We start from the raw sequence: 13,664 nt of genomic DNA on the forward strand, positions 1-13,664 counted from the left end.
GACTCGTCAGGCAGGGGGAAGCAGGAAGGCGAGGGGCACGTCGAGGCGCTGGTTCCACGAGGCTTCGTTGTGTTCGGCCCCGGGGAAGACGAGGCTGCGGAAGCGGTCGGGGCCCCAGCCTTCGTCGCGGATGGTCTGGTCGATGCGCGACTGGAAGACGGCGTAGAAGGCGTCCAGGGTCTCGTCGCCGCGATCGAAATAGAGGCGGTGATTGCGCCGGTTCGGCAGGCCGTCGAGGACGACGCGGGTCCAGGCCGAGACCAGCCGTTCGCGCCAGGCCGCCAGCGCCGCCTCGTCCGTGATCTGTTCGATGCGGAGGGGCCAGTGGGTCGAGACGCAGCCGGCGGCGCCGAAGACGCCGGGGTATTTCATCAGGGCGTAGAGCGAGATCAGCCCGCCCATGCTGGAGCCCATGACCACGGTGTCGTCGCGGCCCGCGCGGGTCCGGTATGTGCGGTCGATGAAGGGTTTCAGCTCCTCGACCATGAAGCGCAGATAGCCGTCGGACAGGGGCTCGCCGCCGTAGATGGACTGGATGTCGGCGCGCATGTCGTCGGGCAGGGCGCGGATCAGGTCGGCGGGGATGTATTCGCGCAGCCGCAGCGGCGTGTTGCCGATGCCGACGACGATGGGCGTGCGGATCTGGCCGTTGGCGGACAGGCGGGCGACGTGCTCGTCGACGCCCCATTCCTTGCCGTAGGACGCCCGCGCGCCGTCGAACAGGTTCTGGCCGTCGTGCATGTAGAGGACGGGGTAGCGGGCTTCCGAGCCGTCGTAGCCCGGGGGCAGCCAGACGGTGACGTCGCGCGGCTGGACGTGGGCCGAGGCCATCTGCTGGTGTTCGAAGAGGCGGCCTTCGGTCGGGGCGTCGGCGCGGGCGCGGGACGCGTGCGCCGCCATGGGAAGGGCGGCGAGGCCGGTCAGAAGCGTGCGGCGCCCGATCACGCCGCGGTCTCCGTCTTCGGCTCGGTGACCTTGAGGCTGCAGGCGGCGGCGATGAAGAAGCTGACGCCGCCGAGGACGAGGGCCCAGATGGCCTGGCCGTCGAACAGGCCCTTGAGGATCAGGCCCAGGATGGTGGCGGCAAGCAGCTGGGGCACGACGATGAAAATGTTGAAGATGCCCATGTAGACGCCCATTTTCCGGCCCGGGACGGCGCCCGCGAGGATGGCGTAGGGCATGGACAGGATCGAGGCCCAGGCGACGCCGACGCCGATCATGGGCAGCCACAGCAGCTGGGGATCGCGGATCAGGAAGACGCCGACCAGGCCGAGGCCGCCGAGGGCGAGATTGATGGCGTGGGCGGCCTTGCGGCCCGTGCGGCGGGCGACGACCGGGATGGCGAAGGCGGTCAGGGCGGCGACGCCGTTGTAGACGCCGAACAGGACGCCGACCCAGTTGGCCCCCTCATTGTACGCCGTCGAGGTGGGGTCGCTGGTCCCGTAGTGGACGGCGGTGACGGCGGCGGTGGTGTAGATCCACATGGCGAACAGGGCGAACCAGCTGAAAAACTGGACTACGGCAAGGCCGCGCATCGTCTTCGGCATGCGGAAGACGTCGTCGATGATCTCGGTCAGGCTGTTCGAGCGGCGGGCGGCGTGCAGGGCGCCGACGGCCAGCTGGAGCAGGCCGAAGCCGACGAGGAAGCCGAACAGGACGTAGAGCTCCTTCTCGAGCCCGGCCCATGACACCACGCCGATGCCGACGGCGCCGATGAAGCCCCAGACGACGCCGCCGATGTAATATGCGCGGTGCGAGCGGGCGGGGGCCTGACGGTCGTCGGGACCCCGTGCGGTGCGGGCGGTCTCGAAGGCGTCGATCTGTTCGGGGCTGTATTCGCGCGTCGAGACGACGGTCCAGAGCACGGCCAGAAGCAGGCCGGCGGCGCCGATGTAGAAGGACAGTTTGACCGAGTCCGGCGTCACCCCCTCGGGCGCGGTCGAGACCACGTGGAAGACGTTGGTCAGGAGCCAGGGCAGGCAGGAGGCCAGCACGGCCCCGGCGCCGATGAAGAAGGTCTGCATGGCGTAGCCGCGGGTGCGCTGCTCGTCCGGCAGGTTGTCGCCGACGAAGGCGCGGAACGGCTCCATGGTGACATTGATGGCCGCGTCCATGACCCACAGGGTCGCCGCCGCCAGCCACAGGCTCGGGGCGTTGGGCATGTAGATCATGGCCGCCGAGGTCAGGATCGCCCCCACCAGGAAATAGGGCCGGCGGCGGCCGAGAGGGCCCCAGGTCCTGTCGCTGAAATGGCCGATGATCGGCTGGACCAGCAGGCCGGTCAGGGGCGCGGCGATCCACAGGATGGCGAGGTTGTCGACCTCGGCGCCCAGGGTCTGGAAGATGCGGCTGGCGTTGCCGTTCTGCAGGGCGAAGCCGATCTGGATGCCGAAGAAGCCGACGCACATGTTCCAGATGGCGAGCTGGCTGAGGCGCGGCCGCGTCCGCCAGACGTGGTCGGCGGCGGTCATGCGCGGCGTCCCCGGCCCAGCGGAACGAAGCGGATGGCCTGGCCGCCGCCGGGGGCGAGGCGCAGGCTGAGGGTGTCGGCGCCGGTGACCTCGCGCTGCTCGATGACGATGGCTTCGCGGTTGGTTCGCCAGTGGGCGTCGGGGGCGTCGCGGTAGATTTCGGCGCGGTAGCGGCGGCCCGGGTCGAGGAAGGACAGGGACGCGTCCAGCGCGCGCGGATGCTCGTCGGTGATGGCGCCGAGGAACCACTGGTCGGAGTTGCGGTCCTTGCGGGCGATGGTGACGAAGTCCCCGATCTCGCCGTTCAGCACGCGGGTGTCGGACCAGTCGACGGCGACGTCCTTGATGAACTGGAACGGGCCGGGGTTGGCCTCGTAGTTCGCCAGCAGGTCGGCGGCCATCTGGATCGGGCTGTAGATGGTCACATACAGGGCCAGCTGTTTGGCCCAGGTGGTGGCGATGCCGTCGGGCGCGCGGGTCTGCATGCCGAAGACGCCCGGGGTGTAGTCCATGGGCCCGGCCAGCAGGCGGGTGAAGACCAGGTTCACCTCGTGCTCGGGCGGATTGCCGGGCTGGCCCCAGGCGCTGAACTCCGTGCCGCGGGCGCCCTCGCGGGAGATCATGTTGGGATATGTCCGGCGCAGGCCCGTGTCCTTGAAGGGCTCGTGGGCGTTGACGGCGACCTGGTATTTGGCGGCGGTCTGGACGACGCGGAGATGGTGCTGCGCCATCGGCTGGCTTTCGTGCCAGGCCAGCCGGGGCTGGCCGTCGGGGCCGCGCACCCGGGCGCCGGCGGCGTCGGCGACATAGCCGGTCTTGACCGAGTGCCAGCCGAACCGCTGCATCTGGGCGAAGGCGGCGTCGAGCTGTTGCTCGTAGTGGAAGGCGTTGCCGCCGGTTTCGTGGTGGCCGATGATCTCGACGCCCCTGGCGCGGGCGTAGGCGGCGACGCGTTCGATGTCGAAATCGGGATAGCTCTGGGTGAAGCTGTAGTTCCAGCCCGTGCCGAACCATTCGCCGTCCCAGCCGACGTTCCAGCCCTCGATCAGGACGCCGCCGAAGCCGTGCTCGGCCGCGAAGTCGATATGCTTGATGGCGTTTTCGGTGGTGGCGCCGTGCTTCGGACCCGAGTTCCAGGTCTTCAGGTCGAGGTGCATTTCCCACCAGATGCCGACGTATTTCATCGGCTTGAACCAGCTGACGTCGCCGAGCCTGTTCGCCTCGTTCAGGTTCAGGATCAGGCTGGATTCGACCAGGTCGCCGGCGCGGTCGGCGATCTGCAGGGTGCGCCAGGGGGTGGTGAAGGGGGTGGTCAGCTCGACCGCCGCATTGGTCAGGCCCGGCGTCAGGGCCGCCTTGAACCGCCCGCCCTCGACCCGGCGCAGGTTCATGCCGGAATAGTCGATCAGGGCGGCCTCGTGGATGGAGACGTGCAGGCCGTCGTCGGTGCGGAGGGTGAGCGGGGTCTGGGCCACGCCGACCGAGTCGATGCGGGTGCGGTTGTAGAGATATTCCTCGCGGTTCCACTCGAAGGCGGGAATCCACCAGGCCGTGCCGGAATCGACGACGGCGAACTCGGTCAGCTCGTCGCCGATGCTGACGGTCTTCAGATTGGGCTGGTCGGGGAATTCGTAGCGGAAGCCGAGGCCGTCGTCATACAGGCGGAAGACCACGTCGATCCGCCGCTCCAGGCCCCCCTTCTCGGTCAGATGGACGCGCAGCTGGGTGTAGCGGTTGCGGATGAAACGGCGCTCGCCCCACGGCTGCTCCCAGGTGTCGTCGTGGGACGTCGGGGCGTCGGCCGTGACGGCGAAATTGCGCTCCAGCTTGGCCGCGTCGGTCAACAGGAAACCGAGGCGGGAGGGGGCGATGACGGGGCGGCCCAGGCGGCTGACGCTGTATTCCGGACGGCCCTCGCCGGTGACCGTCACCGACACGGACAGGACGCCCTCGGGCGATGCGGCCCCGACCGCCGTCGCAGGCTCCTGCGCCTTCGCGGCGGCGGGCAGGGTCGCCAGAAGGGCGGTGGTCGAGATCAGGAACCGGCGGGTCAGCATGCAGGGGCGCTCCAGGTGAGGGCACTTGCCAAGCGCGGCCGTAACGGCGCAGAACAAGCAAGGTTTGCAGCAAAATTTGCAGACATGATATCGACCGGAGTCCGCGCTTGAGCCGCCGCAACACCCGTCTGGAAGACCTGGCCAAGCTGGCGGGCGTGTCGATCTCCACGGCGTCGCGGGCGCTGAACGACAGCCCGGCGGTCAATGCGCGCACCAAACAGCTGATCTGGAAGCTGGCGCGCGAGCACGACTATCCGTTCCGCCGCTACATGCCCGCCGGGCCGATCGGCGCCGACGGCGTCATCGCCCTGGTGACGCCCCGGCCGCAGGGCCGCGAGGGCCGGCTGAGCGACCCCTTCTTCCTCGAGCTTCTGGCCGGCGTCGGCGAGGCGGCGCGGGAGCGCGGCTGCGACGTGATCATGAGCCATTTCTCGCCCACCAGTTACGACGACCTGTCGGCGGCGATGAACACCAGCCGGGCCGACGGCGTGATCTTCCTCGGCCAAAGCGCCCTGCACCAGAGCCTGAACCGGCTGGCCGAGACCGAGGGCCGTTTCGTGGTCTGGGGCGCCCAGATGCCGGACCAGGCCTATTGCTCGGTCGGGTCGGACAATCTCGCGGGCGGCCGGCGCGCGACCCTGCATCTGGCGCGGCTGGGGCGCAAACGCATCGTCTTCCTGGGCGATCTCGAGCCGCCCGAGGCCATGCAGCGCCACCGCGGCTATCTGGAAGCCCTGGCCAGGTCGGGGATCGAGGTCGATCCCGACCTGATCATGGAGGCCCATTTCGAGGTCGAGTCGGCCGAGGCCTCGGTCGACAGCCTGATCCGGCGCGGGGTGAAGTTCGACGGCGTCGTCTGCGCCTCGGACCAGATCGCCCTGGGCGCCGTGCGGGCCCTGCTGCACGCCAACCTGCGCGTGCCCGAGGACGTGTCCGTGATCGGCTTCGACAATGTGCCGTTCAGCCGCTACGCCCGCCCGGCCCTGTCGACCATCGCCCAGGACACGATGAAGGCGGGCCGGCTGCTGGTGTCCAAGCTGCTCGACAACCCCGGCGACTCCGTCGGCCGGTCGGAACGAATCCCCACCGACCTGATCGTGCGCGAGAGTTGCGGCGGCTGAGGTCATCCGGCCGCCAGAACCAGTCCCGCCATGGGGGGCAGGGTCCCCGTCGGCGGTGAATCCAGATTGACGGCCTCGATGATCCGATGGCCTGCCGGCAGGGTCCAGACCGCCGGCTGACGGCCGAGGTTGAAGACGCAGACCAGTCGCTCGCCGCCATGGACGCGTTCGAACGCCAGAAGGTCGTCGCCGGACTCCAGCAGGGTCATCTCGCCCAGCGTCAGGGCGGGATGCGCCTTGCGGAAGGCGACCAGCCGACGCGTGGCGTGCAGCATGGATGAGGGATCGCGTTCCTGGCGGTCGACGGACAGGGGCACATGGCGCGGATCGACCGGCAGCCACGGCTCGACGGTCGAGAAGCCGGCCTGCGGCTTGTCGGCGGTCCACGGAATGGGGGTGCGGGCGCCGTCCCGGCCGAGAGTCTGGGGCCAGTTGGCGATGGCCTCGGGATCGACCAGCCGGTCGAACGGGACCTCGGCCTGGGGCAGGGCCAGTTCCTCGCCCTGGTAGATGAAGACGTTGCCGCGCAGGGTCATCAGCAGCAGCATCGCCATCTCGGCGTAGGCCCGCAGATCGCGGTCCCCGGCCCAGCGGGAGATGGCGCGCGGGGCGTCGTGGTTGGAGAAGGTCCAGGACGGCCAGCCCTGACCGTCGCGGCCGTGCCAGGCCTCGGCCCCCTCGCGCACCAGCGCCGCTCCGAGCGTCGGGGCGTAGAGGTAGAGGAAGCCATAAGCGCTGTTCAGATGGTCGTCGCCCTGGGTGAAGGCCTGCATCTCGCGTTCGGCGTGATCGCCGCCGACCTCGGCCACGCTGAAGCGACCGCCGTAGCTGTCGGTCAGGGCGCGGATGCGGGCGAGGAAGTCGACGATGCCGGGCTGGGACTGGTTGTGGACCTTGTCCTGGAAGTCGAACGGCCGGGTGCGCTTGCCGCCGGGCGGCAGGGGCGGATTGTCGGTCAGCTTCGGGTCGTGCATCGAGAAGTTGATGGCGTCGAAGCGGAAGCCGTCGACGCCCCGGTCGAGCCAGAAGCGGGCGGCGTCCAGCAGGGCGTCCTGGACGTCGGGATTGTGCAGGTTCAGCTGCGGCTGCTCCGGCAGGAAATTGTGCATGTAGTACTGGCCGCGCCGCGCGTCCCAGGTCCAGGCCGGGCCGCCGAACACCGACTGCCAGTTGGACGGCGGCGAGCCGTCGGGTCTGGCGTCGGCCCAGACGAACCAGTCCGCCTTCGGATTGGTGCGCGACTGGCGGCTTTCCCCGAACCAGGCGTGCTGGTCCGAGGTGTGGGCGAAGACGAGGTCGGTGATGATCTTCAAGCCGAGGCGGTGCGCCTTCTCGATCAGGCGGTCGAAGTCGGCCAGGCTTCCGAAGATCGGATCGACATCGCAATAGTCGGCGACGTCATAGCCGAAATCCTTCATCGGCGAGGTGAAGAAGGGGCTGAGCCAGACCCCGTCCACGCCCAGGGAGGCGATGTGGTCGAGGTGTTCGGCGACACCGGCCAGATCGCCGACGCCGTCGCCGTTGGTGTCGGCGAAACTGCGCGGATAGACCTGATAGATGACAGCGCCGCGCCACCATTCGGCGGCGTCGGGCAGGGCGGTCGGATGTTCGAGAATCTGGGCGGTCACGCTGGTCTTTCGGATACGCAGACAAGATAGCCCAGGGCGGGCACGGAAACAGAGACGGCGCCCGGAGCGGCGCTGCGGGCGGGGCAGGAGCCGATCAGGGCGCGCCAGTCGGCGGACCCCGTCTCGACCGCGACATTGACCTCGCGCGCTTCCGTCGAGGTGTTGAACACCACCAGCGTCTCGCCGTCATCATCGAGACGGGAGAGGGCGAGAACGCCCGGGGTCTGGTCGGCGGTGCGGACCACGACGCGCCCGCGGCGCAGGCGGACGTCGGCGGCCCGGGCGCGGGTCATTTCGGCGATACGGCGGTACATGTCGGCGTCCGCGTCGAACGGGCCGACGGCCGCGCCGATGCGGCGGTCGTCGGCATAGGAGGGGACGCGGGTCTCGAACATGTCCTGACGCGACCGGCGGTCGTCGCCGTCGCCGGTGAAGCCCTGTTCGTCGCCGTAGTAGATGACCGGCACGCCGCGGCCCAGCAGCACCAGGGCATGGGCGAGGGCCGACCGGTCCAGCAGCTCGGCGTCGGAGATGTCGGGCTTCGCGGTCAGGATCAGATGGCCGATCCGGCCCATGTCATGGTTGCCGGTGAAGGTCGGCAGGCGCAGCGCCGTCTCCGCCCCGCCGGCGTAGATGGCGTCCTCCATCAGCAGATAGCCCATGGCGTCGGGGTGCTGGACGCCGGTGACCATGTTCTGGACGACGCGCTGATAGGCGAAGTCCAGCACCGTCGGCAGGCCGTCGACCACGGTGTGCATGGCCGCCGTGCCGGACTGGAAGTCGTAGGTCTCGCCGAAGATGTGGAAGTTCGGGATGCCCCTGGCGCGGGCGCGTTCGAGGATGGCGGGGACGAAGGCCCGCCAGAACTCGGGGTTCACATGACGGGCCGTGTCGATGCGGAAGCCGTCGACGCCGTAGTCGTCGATCCAGCCGCCGTAGACGTCGATGAAGCCCTCGACGACGCGCGGATGTTCCGTGAACAGATCGTCGAGGCCGGAGAAGTCGCCGTCCATGCGGGCTTCGCTGTACCAGGCGCTGTTGCCGCGGTTGTGATAGAGGCCGACGTCGTTGAGCCAGGCCGGGACCTTGACCGTCTCCTCGCCCGCGGGGACGTACGGGGTGTACGCATAGTCGGGCCGGGTCAGGCTCGAGAAGTCGCCGCCCGGGGCGCCCGTGAAGCCGGGGTTGATCGGTTCGCCCGTCAGGCCGCCGCGACGCTGGTACGGATAGTCGCCCTTCCAGCGGTAGCCGCAGTCGTTGGCCGGGCATTCCCGGTAGCGGATGACGTCGGCGGTGTGGTTGATGACGATGTCGAGATAGACCTTCATCCCCCGCGCATGGGCGGCGTCGACCAGGACGCGGAAGTCGGCGTTGGTCCCGAAATGCGGATCGATCCGGGTGAAGTCGGTGATCCAGTAGCCGTGGTAGGCGGCGCTTTCCTGGCCCGGGGGACCCTGGACCGGCTTGTTGACGAAGGGCGGCGCGATCCACAGGGCGGTGGCGCCCATGCCCTGGATATAGTCGAGCCGCGCGGTCAGGCCCTTGAGGTCGCCGCCGTGATAGAAGCCGGGATCGGCCGGATCATGGCCGGTGGCCAGGCGGTCGCCGCGGGCGCCGCCGCGGTCGTTGGCGGGATCGCCGTTCTCGAACCGGTCGGGCAGCAGGAAATAGACCACCTCGTCCTCGGCCGGGCGCTGGCGCAGCGCCTCGAGACTGTCGGGAGAGGGCTGGGCCCAGGCGGTCGAGGCGATGCCGGCCGCCAGGGCGGCGACGCAGGCGCGAGTCCACCGGCTGGCGTGTCCTGTCATGTCTGGCGTTCCTCAATGTCCGTGGACGTCGTGGCCCGGCGGATCGGTTTGCAAGATTTTGCAGCGTCGGAGCCGTCTGTCAATCCGTCCAGCCTTGGCGTCCGAAATGCGGCGCTGCAAGGGAAAGTCGCCTTGTGCAGTGCAATATGGCGTCGCCGCGCGTCACATTTCGGCCACGTCCATGCCTGTCCCGAAGATTACCGGCTTGCAACGTTCCCATAAGTTTGCATAACTTTGCGATGACAGACCGGACGCTTCGTCAGAAATGCGCCGGCGCCAGGGAGAGAATGACGATGAGAACCCCCATCACGCGACGCGCCCGTCTGCTTGCGGGCGCCGCGATCGGCGCCGTCGGCTTCATGGCCGTTGCGGGATCCGCCGCGGCGCAGGAGCCCGTCCAGGACCCCGATGCGACCGAGATCGACGAGGTCATCGTCACCGGCATCCGGGCCTCGATCCAGAATTCGATCGCGGCCAAGCGCAATGAGACCTCGATCGTCGAGGTCGTCACCGCCGAGGACATTGGCAAGCTGCCGGACGTGTCGATCGCCGAATCGCTGGGCCGCCTCCCGGGTCTGGCGCTGCAGCGCCTGGACGGCCGGGGCCAGAACATCTCGATCCGCGGCCTGGGTCCCGACTTCACCACGGCCCTGCTGAACGGGCGCGAGCAGGTGACGACCAGCGACAACCGCGGCGTCGAGTTCGACCAGTATCCGTCCGAACTGCTGGGCAGCGTCGTCGTCTACAAGACGCCTGACGCCGCCCTGATCGGCCAGGGCCTGGCCGGCACCGCCGATCTGCGCGTCATTCGCCCGCTGGAGTACGGCCGTCAGGCCATCGCGGCGAACCTGCGCTACGAGCTCAACGACATCGGCGCCCTGAACGCGGGGAGCGACGACAGCGGCTGGCGCTACAGCGTGTCCTACATCGACCAGTTCGCCGACGACACGATCGGCGTCGTGCTGGGCTATGCGCACATCGAAAGCCCCTATCAGTCCGAACGCTTCAACGCCTGGGGCTATCCCGAGGTCACCGGCGGCGGGCCGCGGGTGATCGGCGGCTCCAAACCCTATGTCATGTCCGCCAACCTGGAGCGGAACGGCTACATCGGCGTGCTGGAGCTGAAGCCGAACGATCGCGTCCACATGACGTTCGACGCCTTCTATTCCGAGTTCGACAACACCCAGATCCTGCGCGGCATCGAACTGCCGCTGTTCTGGTCGGCGGCCCAGCTGCAGCCGGGCTTCACCGTCGAGGACGGGCTGGTGGTCGCCGGCACCTACACCGGCGTCAAGGGCGTGGTCCGCAACGACGTCAACGAGCGTGAGAGCACCCTGACCTCGCTGGGCTGGAATGGCGAGTTCCGGCTCAATGACGTCTGGTCGCTGAACGCCGACGTCAACTACTCGTCGGTCGAGCGCACCGACCAGATCCTGGAAACCTATGCGGGCACCGGCCGGGGCCCCGTGGGCGCGACCGACACGATCGGCTTCCGGACCAGCGACGACATCACCCGTTTCTCGGCGGGCCTAGATTACGGCGATTTCAACCTGATCCGCCTGACCAGTCCGCAGGGCTGGGGCGGGGACGTGATCCCCGGCGGCCAGGACGGCTATCTGAATTCGCCGACCGTCAATGACGAACTGACCGGCGCCCGCTTCTCGCTGGAAGGCGATGTCGACTGGTCCTTCATCAGCGGCGTCGAGGTCGGCGTCTATGCGTCGAAGCGCGAGAAGGAATTCATCAACGACCAGTTCTACCTCGGCGTCCCCGGGGGCGCCTCGGCCGTCGTACCGACGGCCTTCCGCCTCGATCCGACGTCGCTGGCCTATCTCGGCATTCCCCGGATGATCAGCTACGACGCCCTCGGCCTGGTGCGGAGCGGCTTCTACAACATGATCCGCAACCCCAACGCCGATGTGCGCGCGGGCAACTGGTTCGTGGAGGAGCGGGTCACCACCCCGTTCGTCAAGTTCGACATCAACACGACGGTGGGGCCCTTCCCCCTGACCGGCAATTTCGGCATCCAGGGGCAGTATACCGAGCAGAGTTCCGACGGCTTCGCCGCGCGTCAGATCGGCACCGGCGTGTCTGAATCCATCGCGATTTCCGGCGGCGACGACTACTGGGAGATCCTGCCGAGCGCCAACCTGATCTTCGAACTGGCGGAGTCGCGCTTCCTGCGCCTGGCGGCCGCCCGGACCCTGTCGCGCGCCCGCATGGACCAGATGCGCGCCAGCCGGACCTTCAGCTACAACGCCAGCCGCGACGACCCCGCCGCGCCCGGCGCGAACCTCCCGGCCTACGATCCGCTGAACCCGCCCTTCACCGGCGGCGGCGGCAACCCGCAGCTTCGTCCCTGGATCGCCAACGTCTTCGACATCTCGTTCGAGCAGTATTTCGGCCGCTCGGCCTACTTCTCGGTCGCGGCCTACTACAAGGACCTCGAGACCTACGTCTACGACCGGACGACGCCCTTCGACTACACCGGCTTCCCGCCGGCGACCGGGGTCTACCGCCAGGGCACCTACACCCAGCCGGAGAACGGCGAGGGCGGCGAGATCTACGGCATCGAGCTTGCGGTCTCGACCCCGTTCGACTTCATCTCTCCCTGGCTGGAAGGGTTCGGGGGTCAGCTGTCGGTTTCGCAGACCGAAAGCAAGATCCAGCCGGACCTGGGGAATCCCGCCGAGCCGATCCCCGGTCTGTCGGAAACGGTCGCCAACCTGACGCTCTACTACGAGAAGGACGGCGTTCAGGCCCGCGTCTCGAACCGCTACCGGTCCGAGTTTGTGGGGGAGGTCGCCGGCTTCGGCAACGGCCGCACCTTCCGCCGGGTCGCCGCCGAGAACATCGTGGACGCCCAGATCGGCTACGAATTCCAGGCCGGACCGCTGGAAGGCCTGTCGGCCCTGTTCCAGGTCAACAATCTGACCGACGAACCATTCTACACCTACGAGGGCGGCGACGAGCGCCGGATCATCGACTACCAGTCCTACGGCCGGACCTTCCTGTTCGGACTGAACTACCGCTACTGACCGTCCCAACCCGGTCAGGAAGGGGCCGCCGCGGGAAACCGGGGCGGCCTTTTCGTTTCCGGCGGCGGCGTCCGGCCACTTTTGGTTACGATTTCCCTCAAAGCGCTGGACGCAACCGCCCACGGATGAAACCAAAGACGCCAACAGCCGCGCGTGGGGACGCCGCGGCGATCAGGGGAGTGAAATGACCGACACCCAAGTTCCGGCCACCCAGAAGACCGGCGTGGCCTTCGCCTATGTGACGACCCTGTTCTTCGCATGGGGCTTCGCCACCTCGCTGATCGACCCGCTGATCGCGGCGGTGCGGCGCGTCTTCGACCTCAGCTACACCGAGGCCTTCTTCACCACCTCGGCCTGGTTCATCGCCTATGGCGTGGCGTCGATCCCGGCCTCCTATGTGCTGGCGCGGCTGGGCTACAGCCGGGCGATCATCGCCGCCCTCGCGACCATGGTGCTGGGGTGCCTGATCGTGCCGGTGGCGACGATGATGGATCAGTACGCCGGCGTGCTGCTGGCCCTGTTCGTCATCGCCTCGGGCGTCACCCTGCTGCAGGTCGCGGCCAATCCGCTGGTGGCCGAACTGGGCGCCCGGAAGAGCTCGCATTTCCGGCTCAACTTCTCGCAGGCCTTCAATTCCCTGGGCACGACGATCGGGCCCTGGCTGGGGTCGCATGTGCTGCTGACCGGCGGCGTCTTCGCCGCCGGGGCGGTGGTCACCGTGGCGACGCGCAACGAGTCCCTGCGCAGCATCGACACCGGCTTCCTGGCCATGGGCGCCTTCTTCGCCCTGCTCGCCGCCTTCATCTTCACGGCGCGCAAGAAGATCAACGCCGCCGCCCCGGCCGCCGTGGCGGGCGCCTCGCCCCTGGCGGCCTTCGGTTCGCCCTGGGCCCTGTTCGGCGCCCTGGCGATCTTCATCTACGTCGGTTCCGAAGTGGCCATCGGCTCGATGCTGACCAACTTCCTGAACAGCGAGGGCATCCTGAACATCCCGCTGGAAGAGGCCGGAAAGATGGTCGCCTTCTACTGGGGCGGCGCCATGATCGGCCGGTTCGCGGGCAGCGCCCTGCTGACGCGGGTGCCCGCCGGGGTCCTGCTGGCGGTCTGCACGGTCTGCGCCGGCCTGCTCTGTGCGGTCGTGACCCAGACGGGTGGAACGACGGCGGCCTATGCGGCCCTGTCGATCGGGCTATTCAACTCGATCATGTTCCCGACCATCTTCACCCTGACGCTGGAGCGGTCCAGCGCACCGGCCGCGGCGACGTCGGGCCTGCTGGTGTTCGGCATCATCGGCGGCGCCATCCTGCCGCTGATCGCGGGGCAGATCGCCGACGCCGCAGGCGGGGTGCTGACCCCGGCCTTCTATGTGCCGATGCTGGGCTATGCCGCCCTGACGGTGTTCGCCATCGCGGCGGCGCGGACGCGGGTGCGCAACGGCGACGGCGCGGCGGCTCCCGCGCCGCACTGATCCACCGGACCAAACGGCAGGGCCGCCGACGGCATCGTCGGCGGCCCTTGCGCGTTTGGCTCCCTGTCGCCCA

At 68.6% G+C, this 13,664-nt stretch carries 8 protein-coding genes; 3 read left to right on the forward strand and 5 right to left on the reverse strand.

Going from position 1 to position 13,664, the window contains the following annotated elements:
- Positions 1–6: 6 nt before the first annotated feature.
- The 3 genes from ASD59_RS02335 to ASD59_RS02345 are packed head-to-tail and all read right to left on the reverse strand — an operon-like array spanning position 7 to position 4,528.
- Positions 7–945, reverse strand: coding sequence for an alpha/beta hydrolase (locus ASD59_RS02335; RefSeq protein WP_055827718.1), 939 nt, complete (start codon positions 943–945; stop codon positions 7–9).
- Positions 942–2,471 (reverse strand): MFS transporter, encoded by a 1,530-nt coding sequence (locus tag ASD59_RS02340; protein WP_055827721.1) that lies wholly within the window; start codon positions 2,469–2,471, stop codon positions 942–944. The genes ASD59_RS02335 and ASD59_RS02340 overlap by 4 nt, the downstream gene beginning before the upstream one ends.
- Entirely contained in the window at positions 2,468–4,528 is a 2,061-nt protein-coding gene (locus ASD59_RS02345; protein ID WP_055827724.1) for a glycoside hydrolase family 97 protein, read from the reverse strand. Before ASD59_RS02345 ends, ASD59_RS02340 begins: the two co-directional genes overlap by 4 nt.
- 74 nt (positions 4,529–4,602) lie before the next feature.
- On the opposite strand from ASD59_RS02345, the gene ASD59_RS02350 reads away from it, so the two are divergent.
- Positions 4,603–5,649, forward strand: a complete 1,047-nt coding sequence (locus ASD59_RS02350) for a LacI family DNA-binding transcriptional regulator (protein ID WP_200943552.1) — start codon at positions 4,603–4,605, stop codon at positions 5,647–5,649.
- 2 nt (positions 5,650–5,651) lie between these two features.
- Here ASD59_RS02350 and ASD59_RS02355 read toward each other — a convergent pair whose 3' ends face one another.
- Entirely contained in the window at positions 5,652–7,277 is a 1,626-nt protein-coding gene (locus ASD59_RS02355) for an alpha-glucosidase family protein (RefSeq protein ID WP_235561696.1), read from the reverse strand.
- Positions 7,274–9,085, reverse strand: a complete 1,812-nt coding sequence (locus ASD59_RS02360) for an alpha-amylase family glycosyl hydrolase (protein WP_055827730.1) — start codon at positions 9,083–9,085, stop codon at positions 7,274–7,276. The genes ASD59_RS02355 and ASD59_RS02360 overlap by 4 nt, the downstream gene beginning before the upstream one ends.
- Positions 9,086–9,378: 293 nt before the next feature.
- On the opposite strand from ASD59_RS02360, the gene ASD59_RS02365 reads away from it, so the two are divergent.
- Positions 9,379–12,123, forward strand: coding sequence for a TonB-dependent receptor (locus tag ASD59_RS02365; RefSeq protein ID WP_055827735.1), 2,745 nt, complete (start codon positions 9,379–9,381; stop codon positions 12,121–12,123).
- A gap of 184 nt (positions 12,124–12,307) precedes the next feature.
- Positions 12,308–13,591 carry a sugar MFS transporter gene (locus tag ASD59_RS02370; protein WP_055827737.1) on the forward strand — a complete coding sequence of 428 codons (1,284 nt, stop codon included), beginning with the start codon at positions 12,308–12,310 and terminating at the stop codon, positions 13,589–13,591.
- The last annotated feature ends 73 nt before the right edge of the window (positions 13,592–13,664 follow it).

Origin of the sequence: Brevundimonas sp. Root608 (genome assembly GCF_001427825.1) — a bacterium.
GTDB lineage: Bacteria > Pseudomonadota > Alphaproteobacteria > Caulobacterales > Caulobacteraceae > Brevundimonas.